This is a genomic window from Pseudomonas sp. GW823-FHT02C05, assembly GCF_058797595.1.
Genome location: NZ_JBXAJU010000001.1, coordinates 1,470,170 through 1,488,594, shown reverse-complemented (window position 1 = coordinate 1,488,594; position 18,425 = coordinate 1,470,170). Strand labels below are relative to the sequence as shown.

General features: G+C 64.7%; 16 protein-coding genes. 12 read left to right on the top strand and 4 right to left on the bottom strand.

Going from position 1 to position 18,425, the window contains the following annotated elements; translation table 11 throughout:
* The first annotated feature begins 173 nt into the window (after positions 1–173).
* The 3 genes from dnaQ (at position 174) to AC1RGE_RS06700 (ending at position 4,105) form a co-directional block, all read left to right on the top strand.
* Complete coding sequence (gene dnaQ / locus AC1RGE_RS06710; protein WP_011061576.1) at positions 174–923, top strand: DNA polymerase III subunit epsilon; 750 nt, start codon at positions 174–176, stop codon at positions 921–923.
* Between the two features lie 324 nt (positions 924–1,247).
* Positions 1,248–3,503 (top strand): Orn/Lys/Arg family decarboxylase, encoded by a 2,256-nt coding sequence (locus AC1RGE_RS06705; RefSeq protein ID WP_015635813.1) that lies wholly within the window; start codon positions 1,248–1,250, stop codon positions 3,501–3,503.
* Positions 3,504–3,517: 14 nt separating this feature from the next.
* Positions 3,518–4,105, top strand: a complete 588-nt coding sequence (locus AC1RGE_RS06700) for a GNAT family N-acetyltransferase (protein ID WP_015635812.1) — start codon at positions 3,518–3,520, stop codon at positions 4,103–4,105.
* Here the strand turns inward: AC1RGE_RS06700 and AC1RGE_RS06695 are convergent.
* Positions 4,102–4,995 carry a LysR family transcriptional regulator gene (locus AC1RGE_RS06695; protein ID WP_011061573.1) on the bottom strand — a complete coding sequence of 298 codons (894 nt, stop codon included), beginning with the start codon at positions 4,993–4,995 and terminating at the stop codon, positions 4,102–4,104. The two genes, AC1RGE_RS06700 and AC1RGE_RS06695, sit on opposite strands and share 4 nt — an antisense overlap.
* A gap of 93 nt (positions 4,996–5,088) precedes the next feature.
* Complete coding sequence (locus tag AC1RGE_RS06690) at positions 5,089–5,325, bottom strand: hypothetical protein (RefSeq protein WP_011061572.1); 237 nt, start codon at positions 5,323–5,325, stop codon at positions 5,089–5,091.
* Between the two features lie 228 nt (positions 5,326–5,553).
* Between AC1RGE_RS06690 and AC1RGE_RS06685 the strand changes: the two genes are divergently transcribed.
* Together AC1RGE_RS06685 and AC1RGE_RS06680 are read left to right on the top strand one after the other, a co-directional pair.
* Positions 5,554–6,111 (top strand): NADPH-dependent FMN reductase, encoded by a 558-nt coding sequence (locus AC1RGE_RS06685; protein ID WP_011061571.1) that lies wholly within the window; start codon positions 5,554–5,556, stop codon positions 6,109–6,111.
* A 113-nt stretch (positions 6,112–6,224) separates the two neighbouring features.
* The gene (locus AC1RGE_RS06680; protein WP_077934208.1) at positions 6,225–7,511 is read left to right on the top strand and encodes an arsenic transporter; all 1,287 of its coding nucleotides are present in this window, start codon (positions 6,225–6,227) and stop codon (positions 7,509–7,511) included.
* Between the two features lie 87 nt (positions 7,512–7,598).
* Here the strand turns inward: AC1RGE_RS06680 and AC1RGE_RS06675 are convergent, their stop codons facing one another.
* The gene (locus tag AC1RGE_RS06675) at positions 7,599–8,552 is read right to left on the bottom strand and encodes a DUF1853 family protein (protein ID WP_015635810.1); all 954 of its coding nucleotides are present in this window, start codon (positions 8,550–8,552) and stop codon (positions 7,599–7,601) included.
* Between the two features lie 162 nt (positions 8,553–8,714).
* On the opposite strand from AC1RGE_RS06675, the gene AC1RGE_RS06670 reads away from it, so the two are divergent.
* Genes AC1RGE_RS06670 through pepN form a run of 6 tightly spaced genes read left to right on the top strand, consistent with a single transcriptional unit; the run spans position 8,715 to position 15,212 of the window.
* Positions 8,715–9,605: an NAD(+) kinase gene (locus tag AC1RGE_RS06670; RefSeq protein ID WP_007920913.1), complete on the top strand. Its 891-nt coding sequence runs from the start codon at positions 8,715–8,717 to the stop codon at positions 9,603–9,605.
* Positions 9,602–10,576 carry a metallophosphoesterase gene (locus AC1RGE_RS06665; protein ID WP_169891843.1) on the top strand — a complete coding sequence of 325 codons (975 nt, stop codon included), beginning with the start codon at positions 9,602–9,604 and terminating at the stop codon, positions 10,574–10,576. The genes AC1RGE_RS06670 and AC1RGE_RS06665 overlap by 4 nt, the downstream gene beginning before the upstream one ends.
* Positions 10,573–11,439: a rhomboid family intramembrane serine protease gene (locus AC1RGE_RS06660; protein ID WP_492583717.1), complete on the top strand. Its 867-nt coding sequence runs from the start codon at positions 10,573–10,575 to the stop codon at positions 11,437–11,439. Before AC1RGE_RS06665 ends, AC1RGE_RS06660 begins: the two co-directional genes overlap by 4 nt.
* 15 nt (positions 11,440–11,454) lie before the next feature.
* Complete coding sequence (locus AC1RGE_RS06655; protein ID WP_011061566.1) at positions 11,455–11,715, top strand: YeaC family protein; 261 nt, start codon at positions 11,455–11,457, stop codon at positions 11,713–11,715.
* Positions 11,712–12,542 carry a DUF2797 domain-containing protein gene (locus AC1RGE_RS06650; RefSeq protein WP_019092921.1) on the top strand — a complete coding sequence of 277 codons (831 nt, stop codon included), beginning with the start codon at positions 11,712–11,714 and terminating at the stop codon, positions 12,540–12,542. Before AC1RGE_RS06655 ends, AC1RGE_RS06650 begins: the two co-directional genes overlap by 4 nt.
* A 12-nt stretch (positions 12,543–12,554) precedes the next feature.
* Positions 12,555–15,212, top strand: a complete 2,658-nt coding sequence (gene pepN / locus AC1RGE_RS06645; protein WP_093403437.1) for an aminopeptidase N — start codon at positions 12,555–12,557, stop codon at positions 15,210–15,212.
* A 152-nt stretch (positions 15,213–15,364) separates the two neighbouring features.
* Here pepN and AC1RGE_RS06640 read toward each other — a convergent pair whose 3' ends face one another.
* Positions 15,365–17,029 carry a SulP family inorganic anion transporter gene (locus AC1RGE_RS06640; protein ID WP_492583715.1) on the bottom strand — a complete coding sequence of 555 codons (1,665 nt, stop codon included), beginning with the start codon at positions 17,027–17,029 and terminating at the stop codon, positions 15,365–15,367.
* Between the two features lie 346 nt (positions 17,030–17,375).
* Here AC1RGE_RS06640 and AC1RGE_RS06635 point away from each other — a divergent pair, with 346 nt between their 5' ends.
* A complete protein-coding gene (locus AC1RGE_RS06635) occupies positions 17,376–18,425 on the top strand; it encodes a WD40/YVTN/BNR-like repeat-containing protein (protein ID WP_492583713.1) in 1,050 nt (349 codons plus the stop codon).

The following is an 18,425-nucleotide window of genomic DNA, read 5'->3' as shown; positions in this document are numbered from 1 at the left end:
ATATCGTCGGGCACCCTAGCGCTTTGCGTTGCAACGAACTGCAGCAGCTTTGCTAAGGATTGTTAAAAACTGCACAGGCTGGGGGCTGATGAATCCGCCATGGGTGTCCTGCCGCCAGAGCGTGCTAAAATCCCGCGCTTTGAAACACTTCCACCGTTGAGAACTGACCCCTGATGGCCAACAGATCTGTTGTACTCGATACCGAAACCACCGGCATGCCGGTGACCGACGGCCACCGGATCATTGAAATCGGTTGCGTCGAGTTGATCGGTCGGCGCCTGACCGGCCGGCACTTCCACGTTTACCTGCAACCGGATCGCGAGAGCGATGAGGGCGCCATCGGCGTCCACGGCATCACCAACGAATTCCTGGTGGGCAAGCCGCGTTTCGCCGAAGTCGCCGATGAGTTCTTCGACTTCATCCAGGGCGCGCAGCTGATCATCCACAACGCGGCGTTCGACGTTGGCTTCATCAACAACGAATTCGCCTTGATGGGCCAGCACGAACGGGCCGACATCACCCAGCACTGCACCATCCTCGACACCCTGATGATGGCCCGCGAGCGGCACCCGGGGCAGCGCAACAGCCTCGACGCCCTGTGCAAACGCTACGGCGTCGACAACTCCGGCCGTGAACTGCACGGCGCCTTGCTCGACTCGGAGATCCTGGCCGACGTCTACCTGACCATGACCGGTGGCCAGACCAGCCTGTCCCTGGCCGGCAATGCCTCGGACGGCAACGGCTCTGGCGAGGGAGCCGGCCAGGCTTCGGAAATCCGCCGCTTGCCGGCCGATCGCCCGCGCGGGCGGATCATCCAGGCCAGCGACGCCGAACTGGCCGAGCACCAGGTGCGCCTGGAAATCATCGCCAAGTCCGCCGGTGCCCCGGCGCTCTGGACCCAGTTGCTCGAAACCCAGCAGTAAGCCTTTGCTGTGGCCGCTGCCGCTGCCGCTGCCGCTGCCGCTGCCGCTGCCGCTGCCGCAGGCGGCGAACGGCGCCGTAGGAGGCGCCGCGATATTGAAGGCCGCAGGGGCCTGGCGGGAGATCGCCAGGCAAGGCCCTTCGGTCCTTTTCACAGCTTCGCGGGCCCAGCAGCGGCTACAGGCGTGGCTGGGAATGGACCGGCAATTGTTCCAGAGCGACGTTTTGTTACACCCAGCCCATGCCTGGGGTGACACGAAGCGTGCGCAGCTTCTACCCTGAGTTGATTGGCGGGGCCTGCCCGCCGTTTCAGGACACTGAGCCCCATGTATAAAGACCTGCAGTTTCCGATCCTGATCGTGCATCGCGACATCAAGGCCGATACGGTCGCGGGGGACCGGGTCAGGGGGATCGCCCGGGAACTGGAAAAGGACGGGTTCAGCATCTTTTCCGCGGTGGACTATGCCGAAGGGCGGCTGGTGGCTTCGACCCATCACGGCCTGGCCTGCATGTTGATCGCCGCCGAAGGGGCCGGGGAGAACAAGCACCTGTTGCAGAACATGGTGGAACTGATCCGCCTGGCGCGGGTACGTGCGCCGCTGCTGCCGATCTTTGCCCTGGGCGAGCAGGTGACCCTGGAAAACGCCCCCGCCGACGCCATGAGCGAACTCAACCAGCTGCGGGGCATTCTCTACCTGTTCGAGGACACGGTGCCGTTCCTGGCCCGGCAAGTGGCCCGGGCCGCGCGGGGCTACCTGGATGGCTTGCTGCCACCGTTCTTCAAGGCCCTGGTACAGCACACCGCCGACTCCAACTATTCCTGGCACACCCCGGGGCACGGCGGTGGCGTGGCCTATCGCAAGAGCCCGGTGGGGCAGGCGTTTCACCAGTTCTTTGGCGAGAATACCTTGCGTTCGGACCTGTCGGTGTCGGTCCCGGAGCTGGGGTCGCTGCTGGATCACACCGGCCCGCTGGCGGAAGCCGAGGCCCGTGCCGCGCGCAACTTTGGCGCCGATCACACCTTTTTCGTGATCAATGGCACCTCCACCGCCAACAAGATCGTCTGGCATTCCATGGTCGGTCGCGATGACCTGGTGCTGGTGGACCGCAACTGCCACAAGTCGGTGCTGCACTCGATCATCATGACCGGGGCCATTCCCCTGTACCTGTGCCCGGAGCGCAACGAACTGGGGATCATCGGGCCGATTCCCCTGAGCGAGTTCAGCGCCGAGTCGATCCAGGCCAAGATCGATGCCAGCCCGCTGACCCGCGGTCGGCCGCCCAGGGTCAAGCTGGCGGTGGTCACCAACTCCACTTATGACGGCCTGTGCTACAACGCCGAGCTGATCAAGCAGAGCCTGGGCAACAGTGTCGAGGTGCTGCACTTCGACGAAGCCTGGTACGCCTATGCGGCCTTTCATGAGTTCTTCGCCGGGCGCTACGGCATGGGCACGTCCCGCAGCGCCGACAGCCCGCTGGTGTTCACCACCCATTCCACCCACAAGCTGCTGGCGGCCTTCAGCCAGGCCTCGATGATTCACGTGCAGGATGGCGGCGCCCGGCAACTGGACCGCGACCGCTTCAACGAAGCCTTCATGATGCATATCTCCACCTCGCCGCAGTACAGCATCATCGCCTCGCTGGACGTGGCTTCGGCGATGATGGAAGGGCCGGCAGGGCGCTCGCTGCTGCAGGAAATGTTCGACGAGGCCCTGAGCTTTCGCCGGGCCCTGGCCAACCTGCGGCAGAACATCGCCGCCGATGACTGGTGGTTCTCGGTGTGGCAACCGGAGCGGGTCGAGGGCATCGACCAGGTGCGCACCGAGGACTGGCTGCTGGAACCTGAGGGCGAGTGGCACGGTTTTGCCGGGGTCACCGATGACTATGTGCTGCTGGACCCGATCAAGGTGACCCTGGTCATGCCCGGCCTGACCGCGGGCGGCGCCCTGAGCGAGCACGGGATCCCGGCGGCGGTGGTCAGCAAGTTTCTCTGGGAGCGCGGGCTGGTGGTGGAAAAGACCGGGCTCTATTCGTTCCTGGTGCTGTTCTCCATGGGCATCACCAAGGGCAAGTGGAGCACGCTGCTCACCGAACTGCTGGAGTTCAAGCGCAACTACGACGCCAATGTCAGCCTGGCCAGCTGCCTGCCCAGCGTGGCCGGGCAGGACCCGCAGCGCTACCAGGGCATGGGCCTGCAGGACCTGTGCGACCAGTTGCACGCCTGCTACCGCAGCAACGCCACGGCCAAGCACCTCAAGCGCATGTACACGGTGCTGCCGGAGGTGGCCATGAAGCCTGCCGATGCCTATGACCATCTGGTGCGGGGCGAGGTCGAGGCGGTTTCCATCGATCAGTTGCAGGGGCGTATCGCTGCGGTGATGCTGGTGCCCTATCCGCCGGGCATTCCGCTGATCATGCCGGGCGAGCGTTTCACCGATTCCACCCGTTCGATCATCGATTACCTGGCCTTCGCCCGGGCCTTTGACAGCAGCTTCCCGGGGTTTGTCGCCGATGTGCACGGGCTGCAGCATGACGATCTGGGCGACGGGCGCCAGTACACCGTCGATTGCATCAAGGCATGAGGAGTTTCCCGGCCATGCAACCTGTTGTGAATCCCCGTTATCCGGGCCTGGCGGTGCGAGTCGCCGATGAGGGCTTTGCCGCTTATATCTGGGGCAGCGACTTCAGCTTCGAGGTCAGCGCCTATGCCGTGGCCGAACGCGAAGTGCCGGTGGCGGACTGGGCCCTGCGACGGATCGTGCCCTATCGCAAATGCTATGGCATCGACCCGGAGGAGTTCAGCAGCTACCGCAATGCCGCGGACAGCGAGATCTTCATGGCCTATCTGGACGACCAGCCGGTGGGCCATGTGGTGGTCAGCACCAACTGGAACGGTTACGCCCATATCGATGAGCTGGCGGTGCATGCGCCGGCCCGGCGCCACGGGGTAGCCAGGGCGCTGCTGGATGTGGCGCAGTTCTGGAGCCGCAGGAAAAAACTGCCGGGGATGATGCTGGAAACCCAGAACAACAACCTGGGGGCCTGCCGCCTCTACGAGCAATGCGGCTATGTGGTAGGGGGCGTGGACCACCTGCGTTACCGCGGTATCGACCCGCAGACCGCCGAGGTGGCGATCTTCTGGTACCGGCTGTTCGCCAATGAGCTGGAGGGGCCGGCGCTTTAACCTGCCAGCAGGGCCTCGGCCTGTTCCGTGAGCAGCTCCAGCAGGGCAGTGGTCAGCGGCGAGCTGTCGCTGCCGTGGCGCCGCAAGGCGTACAGCGTGACGCTGATGGGGGGCGACAGCGGGCACACATCGAGCCCGGCGCTGCGGGCGCCGACGGCGGTGAAGGGGTCGACGATGGCCAGACCTTCGCCAGCTTCCACCAGGCTGCGCATCATCTGATAGGTCTGCACCCGGGTCTGGATCACCGGGCTGGGGCGCAGGTTCTGCAGTTTGCTGGCAAGCATCACGCTCAGCGGGTCCTGGCCCTCCAGGCCGACCATGGCCTGGCCGGCCAGATCCTGCAGGGCGACGTATTTCTGCTTGGGTTGCAGCCAGCCGTGGGGCGCCAGGAGAAACAGCTTGCCCTGGGCCAGGGCCTGGCTGTGGATGTCCGGGTGCTGCGGATCGTGCAGGCTCAGGCCCAGATCGCAGTCACGCAGCAGCAGGCTGTGGACCATGTCCCGGGTGCTCTGGCCGAGCAGGCTGCAAGGGGTGTCGGCGAAGCGCCGGCGCAGGGCGGCGATGCACTGGGGTAGCAGTTGCTGAACCAGCGGCGGGGTGCCGACGAGGCGCAGCGGTGGCGCCTGGTGGAACCTCAGGCTGTCGGCCAGGCGCTGCACGGGCTCGAAAGCGTCATACACCCGGGTGATGGCTCCCTGCAGCTCCCGGGCTTCACGGGTGGCCTGCAAACGGCCGCGAACACTGGCGAACAGCATGAAGCCCAATTGGCTCTCGGCGTCGCGCAGCAGGGCCTCGACCTCGGCCACCGAAAGTTGCAGCAGTTCGGCGGCAGTGCCCAGGTGAGCGGTTTGCAGGAGCGCCTGAATCACTTCGATATGACGTAAACGCATGCTTGAAGTCCATCTCCAGCCGTCGAGGGGTCAAGCAACGAATCCTAACCCAAGTGTGGCGACACAACAGCTGGCGATGATGCTCGCGAAGAATCACTGAGCTACATAGGTCTCGGGCTCGCGCACGATGGTTACATCCGACTGCACCAGCAGGAACTGGTTGTCATCGAGTTTCTTGACCCGGTCGCCGATGGCCAGGCGGTAGGTGGTCACGGGCTCCGATCCGGCCGCGCCGTCCTCCGGGGGCATGGATTCCTGGAATTCGTGCACTGAGTACACCCGTCCCTCGGCATCTCTTGCATGGAATTGTCCGACAAGTACTGCTGCCATTCTTTAGAGCCTCTGGAGATAAAACACGCAAATTCGGTGGTGTAGACCCGGTGTCCCCAGGGGAAGTTTTACCCCGGGAAAAAAATAATCCGCTACCGGTGCCAGCCTCGTTATCGCGGGCTCGCTGGCAACAGGCCATGGCTTGGGAATTATCGGGGTGGGGTAGCAGACATCACCTCGGGTCATCTATAACTAACACCTTCTTTACGCCAACGGTTGGAAACTCCCATGAGCAATGTCTACAAGGTCGCAGTACTGGTCGGCAGCCTGAGAAAGCAGTCCCTGAACCGCAAGGTCGCCCTGGCCCTGGCCGAGCTGGCACCTGCCAGCCTCCAGCTGGACATCGTCGAGATCGGTGACCTGCCGCTCTACAACGAAGACATCGATGCCACGCCACCGGCGGCCTACACCCGTTTTCGCGAACAGATCAGCGGCGCCGACGCGGTGCTGTTCGTTACCCCGGAATACAACCGCTCGGTACCGGCGGCGCTGAAAAATGCCATCGACGTCGGCTCGCGGCCCTACGGTAAAAGTGCCTGGAGCGGCAAGCCGGGGGCGGTGATCAGCGTTTCTCCGGGGGCCATTGGCGGTTTTGGCGCCAACCACCACCTGCGCCAGTCCCTGGTGTTCCTCAATGTGCCCTGCATGCAGCAGCCCGAGGCCTACCTGGGTGGCGCTGGCTCGGCATTCGACGAGGCCGGCAAACTGTCCGAAGCAACCCGGCCGTTCCTGCAGGGCTTCATCAACGCCTACGGGCAGTGGGTCGAGCAGCAACGCAAGGCCTGATTCCCCACCATTCCCTGCTGTCGCAGGAGCCGGCTTGCCGGCGAAGAGGCCCTTGAGTCCCGTGGGGCGCCTTCGCCGGCAAGCCGGCTCCTGCATACTCAAGACCCTCTCTCATGTTGATTGCCGTATCGATTTTCCTGCTGACCATTACCTTGGTGATCTGGCAGCCCAAGGGCCTGGGCGTTGGCTGGAGCGCCGTGTTCGGCGCAACCCTGGCGCTGTTGTTCGGGGTGGTGCAATGGGCGGATATCCCGGTGGTCTGGCAGATCATCTGGAATGCCACCGGTACCTTTGTCGCGCTGATCATCATCAGCCTGCTGCTGGACGAGGCCGGGTTCTTTGCCTGGGCCGCGCTGCATGTGGCGCGCTGGGGGCGAGGGCGGGGCAGGCGGCTGTTTGCCTTCATGGTATTGCTGGGGGCGCTGGTCTCGGCGCTGTTCGCCAATGACGGCGCCGCGCTGATCCTGACCCCCATCGTCATTTCCATGCTCCTGGCCTTGCGCTTTTCACCGGCCACGACCCTGGCCTTTGTCATGGGCGCGGGGTTCATTGCCGACACCGCGAGCCTGCCGCTGGTGGTTTCGAACCTGGTGAACATCGTCTCCGCGGACTTCTTCAAGATTGGCTTCAACCGTTATGCGCTGGTGATGCTGCCGGTCAACCTGGTGAGCGTGGCCGCCACCCTGGTGGTGCTGCTGTGGTTCTTCCGCCGCGATATCCCGCTGGATTACGACCCCCGACAACTGGCCGAGCCCGCCAGCGCCATCCATGACCGGGCGACCTTCATGGCCGGCTGGTGGGTGTTGCTGATCCTGCTGCTGGGCTGTTTTGCCCTGGAGCCGCTGGGCATTCCCATCAGCGCTATTTCCGCGATGTGCGCGGCGCTGCTGCTGGCGATTGCCGCCCGCGGGCACCGGATCTCCACGCGCAAGGTGCTCAGGGAAGCGCCCTGGCAGATCGTGATTTTTTCCCTGGGCATGTACCTGGTGGTGTACGGCCTGCGCAATGCCGGGCTCACGGCGTACCTGGCCGGCTGGCTGGATGCCTTTGCCGGCGGCGGGATCTGGGGCGCGGCCCTGGGCACCGGGTTGCTCACGGCGGGCTTGTCATCGCTGATGAACAATCTGCCGACAGTGCTGATCGGCGCCTTGTCCATCGATGCCAGCCAGGCCACGGGGGTGGTCAAGGACGCGATGATCTACGCCAACGTCATCGGCAGCGACCTGGGGCCGAAGATCACCCCCATCGGCAGCCTGGCGACCCTGCTCTGGCTGCATGTACTGGAGCGCAAGGGTATTCACATTGGCTGGGGGTACTACTTCCGGGTTGGCATCGTGCTGACGCTGCCGGTGTTGCTGGCGACCCTGGCGGCGCTGGCGCTGCGCCTGTCTCTGATGTAGGCGCCGGCTTGCCGGCGAACAGGCCCTTGAGTCCTGTGGTGCCCATAGGGTCGCCTTCGCCGGCAAGCCCGCTCCTGCGGCAGATTGTCAGGAGGGCTGCGGGGGGACGTGGGGCCAGAGATCGGCCACCAGGAACAGGCGTTCGGCTTCTTCCCAGCCGCCTTCAGGGGTTTGCTCCAGGCGTACCAGCAACTGCGCCGGGGCCTGGGGGGCAAGTTCCGCCAGCCATTGCTGCAGTTGCGTGGCGGTCCAGGCCTGCTCGGCCGGGTAGTGGGCCGGCGCCAGCCAGGCGTGGCGGGGCAGGGGCTGCCAGCGCCCCGGGGCGCTCTGGGCGAAAAATGCCGGCCAGTCGCGCTGATGCAGCCAGCGCCCGCACAGGTGTTGCGGGTGGGCGCCCTGGGGCGGTTCGGCGCGACCCGGCCAGGGGTACAGCAGGTAGCCCCCCAGCCACAGGTGCGCGCTGAACTGGTGGATATCCAGTGCCGCCAGGGCTTCGCGGCTTTCGTCCCGGGCGGAAATCGGCAGTTGGTGCCCATCCAGGTGCGCCAGCTTGCGGTCCAGGCGGTCATGGCAGCCGGGGCCCAGCCATTGGGCGCTGTCCTGGCCATTGCCGGCCTGGGGGCCCAGGTACAGCTTGATCGCCAGTTCCAGGTGGTGCACGCCGTCACGGTCGCGCAGCAGCATGTCCAGTTCGCCCAGGGTGTGGCCGCCGCGGCGGATCGGCAGGTTGGCCGCCAGCAGCTCGACCCCGGGGGCGTGGCGGACGGCAAATTGCCAGAGGCGTTCGTAATACAGGCCCAGGCGCCGGGTCGGGCCCTCGGCCAGCCACTGGCGCAGGGCGCGGCTGTCCAGGTCCTGGCAGCGCAGCCAGTGGGCCAGCAGTTGCGGCGCCTGGACCCAGTCGCTGCCGGCGAGCGGGTGGCGCTGTGGCCAGGGCGTGTGGCTGAGCATCGGCGGCGCGAGGATGACCCAGGCGAGGTCGCGGACTTCAGGTTGACGCAACTGGCGGGGAAGGCCGAGCAGATCAGGGAACAGGAGCATCTTGCGAGCATAGACGCAAACCCGGGCCGATCGCGATAAATGCGTGCCACTCGCAGTTGCGGCAGGGCTGGCTAAGCCCGTGTGGCTGAAAGGATTTTGTCTAACGCCGGGTTTCGCCCATAATCCTCCGTTTCGCCCGTACCCGAACCCCGCAGGAGCCCCATGGAGCAATTTCGCAATATCGGCATTATCGGTCGCCTGGGCAGTTCCCAGGTGCTGGACACAGTTCGCCGACTGAAAAAGTTTCTGCTGGCGCGGCACCTGCACGTGATCCTTGAGGACACCATCGCCGAAGTGCTGCCCGGCCACGGCCTGCAGACTTCCTCGCGCAAGTTGCTGGGCGAGGTCTGCGACATGGTCATCGTGGTCGGTGGCGACGGCAGCCTGCTGGGCGCCGCCCGGGCCCTGGCGCGGCACAACATCCCGGTGCTGGGGATCAACCGCGGCAGCCTGGGCTTTCTCACCGACATCCGCCCCGACGAGCTGGAGGTCAAGGTCGCCGAGGTGCTGGACGGCCACTACCTGGTAGAGAACCGCTTCCTGCTGCAGGCCGAGGTGCGCCGCCATGCCGAGGCCATCGGCCAGGGCGATGCGCTGAACGATGTGGTGCTGCACCCGGGCAAGTCGACGCGGATGATCGAGTTCGAGATCTACATCGACGGCCAGTTCGTCTGCAGCCAGAAGGCCGACGGCCTGATCGTCGCCACACCCACCGGTTCCACGGCCTACGCCCTGTCCGCCGGCGGGCCGATCATGCATCCCAAGCTGGATGCCATTGTGATTGTGCCGATGTACCCCCATACCTTGTCGGGAAGACCGATCGTGGTCGATGGCAACAGCGAGCTGAAAATCGTCGTGTCCAAAGATATGCAGATCTATCCGCAAGTTTCCTGTGACGGGCAGAACCATTTCACCTGTGCCCCGGGCGACACCATCACGGTCAGCAAGAAGGCGCAGAAACTGCGCCTGATCCACCCGCTGGACCACAACTACTACGAGGTCTGCCGGACCAAACTCGGCTGGGGCAGCCGGCTGGGCGGTGGAGGCGACTGATGCTCGATCCCGCGCGTAGCTACGACCTGATCGGTGACGTGCACGGTTGCGCCCTGACCCTGGAGCACTTGCTGGATCGGCTCGGTTATCACAAGCAGGCCGGCGTCTGGCGGCACCCGTCGCGCATGGCAGTGTTCCTCGGCGATATCATCGACCGCGGCCCGCGTATCCGTGAGTCCCTGCACATTGTCCACGACATGGTCGAGGCCGGTCAGGCCCTGTGCATCATGGGCAACCACGAGTTCAATGCCCTGGGCTGGAGCACTCCGGCGGCCGAAGGCAGCGGCAAGCAGTTCGTGCGCGAGCACACCCCGCGCCATGCCCGGCTGATCCACGAGACCCTGACCCAGTTCGAACAGCACCCGGGTGACTGGCACGATTTCCTGCAGTGGTTCTATGAGTTGCCGCTGTTCGTCGACGCCGGGCGCTTTCGCGTGGTGCACGCCTGCTGGGATGCGGGCCTGATCGCGCCGCTGCGCCAGCAGTACCCCAACGGCTGCATCGACCGCGAGTTCCTGCAGTCCGCGGCCGTTCCCGACAGCTTTGCCTGTACCGCCTTCGACCGTTTGCTGCGGGGCACCGACATGCGCCTGCCCCATGGCCTGACCATGACCAGCGGCGACGGCCTGACCCGCGCCTTCTTCCGTACCAAGTTCTGGGAAGACGACCCGCAGACCTACGGCGACATCGTGTTCCAGCCCGACGCCTTGCCCGAGCCTGTGGCCCGCACGCCGTTGTCCCCGGCCGAGAAGAACAGCCTGCTGCGTTATGGCGCCGAGGAGCCGATGCTGTTCGTCGGGCACTACTGGCGCAGCGGCAAGCCGGCGCCGATCCGTCCCAACCTGGCGTGCCTGGACTACAGCGCGGTGCTCTACGGCAAGCTCGCCGCGTATCGGCTGGACCAGGAAACCCGCCTGGATCCGAATAAATTTGTCTGGGTCGACGTTGAACGGCCCGAGGTAGTGCGATGAGTGCGGTAGCGGTATTGCGCCTGCCCCTGGCGACGGACCTGAGCGGCTTCGTCAAGCTGCTGCAACGCATGCAGGTGCCTCACCGGGTCAGCGAGGAGGCGGGGGAGCAGGTGCTCTGGGTGCCGGAATCCATCAGCGAGGACGTGCGTGGCCTGTACCAGCGCTTTCCCCAGGGCGACCCCGATCAGCAACTGGACATTCCCCAGGCCAGTGCCCCGGCGCGCGCCGGCTTCGTCCAGCAACTGCGCAGCAGCCCGGTCACCGCGCTGATCCTGCTCTTGAGCCTGGCGGTATGCGGTATCACCTTGCTCGGCGACAACCTGCAGACCCTGAGCTGGTTCACCTTCCTCGAGTTCCGCGTGGTTGGCGACTACATCCAGTTCAGCTCCCTGGCCGACAGCCTGGCAGCGGGGCAGTGGTGGCGCCTGGTGACGCCGATGCTGATCCACTTCGGCTTCCTGCATATCGCCATGAACGGCATGTGGTACTGGGAGCTGGGGCGGCGCATCGAAATGCGCCAGGGCGGCATCAACCTGCTGGGCCTGACCCTGCTGTTCAGCCTGGTGTCGAATTACGCGCAGTACTACTTCAGCGGGCCGACCCTGTTCGGCGGCCTGTCCGGGGTGCTCTACGGCCTGCTCGGACATTGCTGGATCTATCAATTGCTGGCCCCCAACCCCATCTACCGCCTGCCCCGGGGCGTGCTGGTGATGATGCTGGTGTGGCTGCTGCTGTGCCTGTCCGGGCTGGTCTCGATGATCGGTTTCGGTGAAATCGCCAACGCCGCCCACGTTGGCGGGTTGCTTATCGGATGCCTCACCGGCCTGTTGGGCGGCTTGTACAGCCGCCGACGGGCCCTTTAAACGCTGGAGTCTTGTATGTCGTCCTTTGTTGAAATGATCGAAAACATCACCCCCGAGATCTACCAGAGCCTGAAACTGGCGGTAGAGATCGGCAAATGGTCCGATGGCCGCAAGCTCACCGCCGAACAGCGTGAACTGTCCCTGCAGGCGATGATCGCCTGGGAAATGCAAAATCTGCCCGAGGATCAACGTACCGGCTACATGGGCCCGCAGGAATGCGCCTCGAAGTCGGCGCCGGTGCCGAACATCCTGTTCAAGTCGGATGCCATCCATTGATCGAGATTGGCCGCGGTTCCATCAGTAAAATGTCGGCGCGCCTTGACGGGTCGAACGTTGAATACGCTTTTCGCCTGGGCGACAGCGAGGTACCGGTCAACCCCTTGATCGGCACCACAGTGCGCCTGGAATACCTGGGTGCGATCCATTGCAGCCATTGCGGGCGCAAGACCAAGACCAGCTTCAGCCAGGGCTACTGCTATCCGTGCATGACCAAGCTGGCCCAGTGCGATATCTGCATCATGAGCCCGGAACGCTGCCACTACGACGCCGGTACTTGCCGCGATCCGTCATGGGGCGAGCAGTTCTGCATGACCGACCACGTGGTCTACCTGGCCAACTCGTCGGGGATCAAGGTCGGCATCACCCGCGCCACCCAACTGCCGACCCGCTGGCTCGACCAGGGGGCCAGCCAGGCGCTGCCGATCATGCGCGTGGCGACCCGCCAGCAATCGGGCTTCGTCGAAGACCTGTTCCGTTCCCAGGTGGCCGACAAGACCAACTGGCGCGCCTTGCTCAAGGGTGATGCCCAGGCGGTGGACCTGGTGGCAGTGCGCGAGCAGCTGTTCGCCGCCTGCGCCGAGGGCCTGTTGGCCCTGCAGGAGCGTTTTGGCCTGCAGGCGATCCAGCCGGTGACCGATATCGAGCCTCTGGAAATCCGCTATCCGGTCGTGGAGTACCCGACCAAGATCGTCAGCTTCAACCTGGACAAGAATCCGATCGCCGAAGGCACGTTGCTGGGGATCAAGGGCCAGTACCTGATCTTCGACACCGGCGTGATCAACATTCGCAAATACACGGCGTACCAGCTCGCCGTGCATCAGTAGAAGGAATTCGCCATGCGCACCGACCAACCGAAGATGATCTACCTGAAGGACTATCAGGCCCCCGAGTACCTGATCGACGAGACCCACCTGACCTTCGAGTTGTTCGAGGACCACAGCCTGGTCCATGCGCAGCTGGTGATGCGTCGCAACCCGGCCCGGGGCGCCGGCCTGCCGCCCCTGGTGCTGGACGGCCAGCAACTGGAACTGCTGTCGGTGAGCCTGTCCGATCAGGCCCTGAGTGCCAGCGACTACCAGCTGGACGACAGCCACCTGACCCTGCACCCCACCAGCGCCAGCTTCACCCTGGACACCAGCGTGAAGATCCACCCGGAAAGCAACACCGCCCTGGAAGGCCTGTACAAGTCCAGTGGCATGTTCTGCACCCAGTGCGAGGCCGAGGGCTTTCGCAAGATCACCTATTACCTCGACCGCCCGGACGTGATGAGCAAGTTCACCACCACCGTGGTCGCCGAGCAGCACAGCTACCCGGTGCTGCTGTCCAACGGCAACCCGATCGCCAGCGGCCCGGGAGAAGACGGCCGGCACTGGGCGACCTGGGAAGACCCGTTCATGAAACCGGCCTACCTGTTCGCCCTGGTGGCCGGAGACCTGTGGTGCGTGGAAGACAGCTTCCGCACCCAGAGCGGTCGCGACGTGGCGCTGCGCATCTATGTCGAGCCGGAAAACATCGACAAGTGCCAGCACGCGATGAACAGCCTCAAGAAGTCCATGCGCTGGGACGAAGAGACCTATGGCCGCGAGTACGACCTGGACATCTTCATGATCGTCGCGGTCAACGACTTCAACATGGGCGCCATGGAAAACAAGGGCCTGAACATCTTCAACTCCAGCGCCGTGCTGGCCCGTGCCGAAACCGCCACCGACGCCGCGCACCAGCGGGTCGAGGCCATCGTTGCCCACGAATACTTCCATAACTGGTCGGGCAACCGGGTGACCTGCCGCGACTGGTTCCAGCTGTCGCTCAAGGAAGGTTTCACAGTGTTCCGCGACGCCGGTTTCTCCGCGGACATGAACTCGGCCACGGTCAAGCGCATCCAGGACGTGGCGTACCTGCGGACCCACCAGTTCGCCGAAGACGCCGGCCCCATGGCCCACGCCGTGCGTCCGGAAAGCTTTATCGAGATCTCCAACTTCTACACCCTGACCGTGTACGAAAAGGGTTCGGAAGTTGTCGGCATGATCCACACCTTGCTCGGCGCCGAAGGCTTCCGCAAGGGCAGCGACCTGTACTTTGAGCGCCATGACGGCCAGGCCGTGACCTGCGACGACTTCGTCAAGGCCATGGAAGACGCCAACGGCGTCGATCTGACCCAGTTCAAGCGCTGGTACAGCCAGGCCGGTACGCCGCGGCTGGCGGTCAGCGAGTCCTACGACGCAGCGGCGAAAACCTACAGCCTGACCTTCCGCCAGAGCTGCCCGCAAACCCCGGACAAGGTCGAGAAACTGCCGTTCGTGATTCCGGTGGCCCTGGGCCTGCTCGATAGCACCGGTGCCGACATGGCCTTGCGCCTGGCTGGTGAAGCCGCCGCCCAGGGCTCGTCCCGCGTGTTGTCGGTGACCGAGGCCGAGCAGACCTTTACCTTCGTCGACATCGCCGAACACCCGCTGCCCTCGCTGCTGCGGGGTTTCTCGGCTCCGGTGAAGCTGAGCTTCCCCTACAACCGTGACCAGCTGATGTTCCTCATGCAGCACGACAGCGACGGTTTCAACCGCTGGGACGCCGGCCAGCAATTGTCGGTGCAGGTGTTGCAGGAACTGATCGCCCAGCACCAACAGGGCCGGGCGCTGGTGATGGACGAACGTCTGGTGGCTGCCCTGGGCACTGTGCTCGCCGATGACAGCCTGGATCAGGCCATGGTCGCCGAAATGCTGTCCCTGCCGGGCGAGGCCTACCTCACCGAGATCAGCGAAGTGGCGGATGTCGAGGCGATCCACGCGGCTCGCGAGTTTGCCCGTCAGCAACTGGCTGACAGTCTGTTCGATGCCCTGTGGAAGCGCTATCAGGCCAATCGGCAGGTGTCCAAGGCCACCGCCTACGTGGCCGAGTCCGAGCATTTTGCCCGTCGCGCGCTGCAGAACATCGCCCTGTCGTACCTGATGCTGACCCACAAGCCCGAGGTACTGGCTGCGGCCATCGAACAGTTCGACAGCGCCGACAACATGACCGAGCGCCTGACCGCCCTGGCAGTGCTGGTCAACTCGCCGTTCGAGGCCGAGAAGGCCAAGGCCCTAGAAGTATTCGCCGAGAACTTCAAGGACAACGCCCTGGTCATGGACCAGTGGTTCAGCGTGCAGGCCGGCAGCCCGTTGCCCGGTGGCCTGGAGCGGGTCAAGGCACTGATGCAGCACCCGGCGTTCAACATCAAGAACCCGAACAAGGTGCGGGCGCTGGTGGGGGCGTTTGCCGGGCAGAACCTGATCAACTTCCACGCCGCCGATGGTTCGGGCTATCGCTTCCTGGCGGACCTGGTGATCCAGCTCAACGGCTTCAACCCGCAGATTGCCTCGCGGCAACTGGCGCCGCTGACCCGCTGGCGCAAATACGACAGTGCCCGCCAGGCACTGATGAAAGGCGAACTGGAGCGCATCCGCGCCTCCGGCGAGCTGTCCAGCGATGTGTTCGAGGTGGTGAGCAAAAGCCTCGCCTGAGGCTTGTATCGCCCCCGGCATCGCCTTCGCTGGCAAGCCAGCTCCTACGGACCCAAGCCACCGCATATCCCCCCGTAGGAGCCGGCTTGCCGGCGAAGAGGCCCTCAAGGCTTGTACGGCCCTCGGCATTGCCTTCGCTGGCAAGCCAGCTCCTACGCGAGCGGTGGTGGTGGGGAGGCAGGGGGGATTTGGCTCTGTAGCGCTTCGCTCAAGTCGCGGTGATAGTTCTGCGCGCCGATGGCGTGCAGGATGCCGACCCGCTCCAGCTTGCCGTGCACCTTGAGGTTGGCTTCGCACAGCTTCACCACAATCGCGCGCTTGTGCAGCTGGCCTATCACTTCTTCCAGGGTCTGCAGCCCGGTAATGTCCATGAACGGCACATGCTTGAGGCGGATGATCAGCACCTGCGGGTCGCTGTGGGTCTGGGCCAGGGCCCGTTCGAAGGTCTCCGCGGCGCCAAAGAACAACGGCCCTTCGATGGTGTAGATCAGCACGCCCGGTGGCAGGTGCTGCTGGCCACTGTGGTGCAGTTCCTGCTGCAGATCCTGTTCCACCACTTGTTGCACTTCCACCGAGGAGGCCATGCGCCGCAGAAAATGCAGCATGGCCAGGACCACGCCGATGTTCACCGCGATCACCAGGTCGCTGAACACGGTCAGCACAAAGGTGCACAGCAGGATCGCCACATCGGCCCGGGGGGCCCGTTGCAGCATGCGCTTGAAGTGGTGCAGCTCGCTCATGTTGTAGGCCACCACGAACAGGATCGCCGCCAGGGCGCACAGCGGAATGTTCGCTGCCAGCGGCGCCAGGAACAGGATGATCAGCAGCAGCACCAGGGCATGGACGATACCCGCCAGCGGGCTGCTGCCGCCGTTGCGGATATTGGTGGCGGTACGGGCAATGGCGCCGGTGGCGGCGAAACCGCCGAACAGCGGGGTGACCAGGTTGGCGATGCCCTGGCCCATCAGTTCCTGGTTGGAGTCATGGCGGGTGCCAGCCATGCCATCGGCCACCACCGCCGACAGCAGCGATTCGATGGCCCCGAGCATGGCGATGGCGAAAGCCGGGCCGATCAGGTCCAGGATCCGCGGCAGGCTGACCTCTGGAAACTGCAACGCCGGCAAGCCCTGGGGAATGCCGCCGAAGGCACTGCCAATGGTGGCCACGCCCTGGAACTGGAACAGCGACTGCAAGGCCGTGGCCAGGGTCATGGCCAGCAGGGGGGCCGGCAGGCGCTTGAGCTGGGGGATGCGCGGCACCCATAGCAGCAGCGCCAGGCTCAGCAGGGCCAGCAGGGTGGTGCTCAGGTGCAGTTGGGGCAGGGCTTGCAGCAGGTGCCAGAGTTTCTGATGAAAGTGCTCGCCGCTGACCGCGGGCAGGCCGAAGAAATCCTTCCACTGGCTGACCCAGATGATTACCCCGATACCGGCGGTGAAGCCCAGGATCACCGGGTCCGGGATGAACTTGATCAGGGCACCCAGGCGGCTGATGCCCAGCAGGAACAGGATCAGCCCGGCCATCAGGGTCGCCAGTTGCAGGCCATCCACTCCGTATTGGGCGGTGACCCCGGCAAGGATCACGATAAAGGCCCCGGTGGGCCCGGCGATCTGCACCCGGCTGCCGCCGAACAGCGACACCAGCAGGCCGCCGACGATGGCGGTGTAGATGCCCTGTTCGGGCTTGACCCCGGAGGCGATGGCGAAGGCCATGGCCAGGGGCAGCGCCACCACTGCGACAATCACCCCGGACACCAGGTTGCGGCCCCAGTGCGCACGTCCCAGCAATCCGGCTTTCCACGCCTCGCGTATGGCAATCATGGCTCTGTCCTGAAGTCTGTCCGGCTCATCATAGCCCCGGCCGGGGAGTGTCGGCCCCTGTCCTGGATCAGGCTTTGTCCCACTGTCGCGCAGACGCGGCCTAGACACATCCATCAGTCTTGCGAATGGCCGATCATGCAGGGTTTTGGCAGGGGCTGATGGTTAACAAAAGATAACGTGGCGTCGATTGTCAGACCTTTCCAAAGCCCGATAGGATAGCCCGCAGCCGAAGGGGCTCTAGATTGCAGTTTCCAGGACGATCGTCATGATCGCCCAGGCCTGCGCAGCCCCCTCAAGGCGCCCTGAGAGGTTGAATGACCTGACAATAATAATGGGGGAATGGTCTATGAGTGAGCCTGTCATGGGTGTGGTTGTTGGCCGCCCGCCGGCGCTGCGCACGTTCGCACTGTTGGCTACAGCGCTCTCGCTGTTGGGCGTCGTGACGCTGTCGACGCCAGTCCTGGCCGCTGCCACTGCAGCGGATTCTGTCTATTCCATCGAATCGCCCAAGGCGGCGAAAAGCCTGATGCTCGATGTGGTCCACGCCGGCAAGCGCCTGGTGGCGGTGGGCGATCGCGGGCACATTCTCTATTCCGACGACCAGGGCCAGACCTGGGTCCAGGCCAAGGTGCCGACCCGGCAACTGCTGACGGCGGTGTACTTCGTCGATGATAAGCGCGGCTGGGCGGTGGGCCACGATGCCCAGCTCCTGGCCAGCAGCGACGGCGGTGCCACCTGGACCCGGCAGTTCCAGGACCTCAAGCGCGAGGCGCCCTTGCTCGATGTATGGTTCAAGGACACCCAGACCGGCTACGCCGTGGGCGCCTACGGGGCCCTGCTGGAAACCAGCGATGGCGGCCAGCATTGGGAGGACGTCAGCGACCGCCTCGACAACGAGGACCAGTTCCACCTCAACGCCATTGCCCAGGTCAAGGATTCCGGGCTGTTCATTGTCGGCGAGCAGGGCAGCATGTTCCGCTCCGCCGATGACGGGCAGACCTGGGAGCGCCTCGAAGGCCCCTATGAAGGCTCCTTGTTCGGCGTGATCGGCACCGGCCAGCCGGCCACTCTGCTGGTCTATGGCCTGCGCGGCAATCTCTACCGCTCCACGGATTTCGGCAGCACCTGGGAACAGGTGGAGTTGAACGCCGCCCGTGGCGCCCTGGAGTTCGGCCTGTCGGGGGCGACCCTGCTGGACGATGGCTCGCTGGTGATCGTCGGCAACGGCGGCAGCGTGATCCGCAGCACCGACCACGGCCAGACCTTCAGCGTATTCAACCGTGCGGACCGCATCTCGCTGTCGGCGGTCACCGCTGCCGGCAACGGCGACCTGATCCTGGCCGGGCAGGGCGGTGTACGGGTTTCTGCAGCAACGGGCGCTGAACTCGGCCAATAA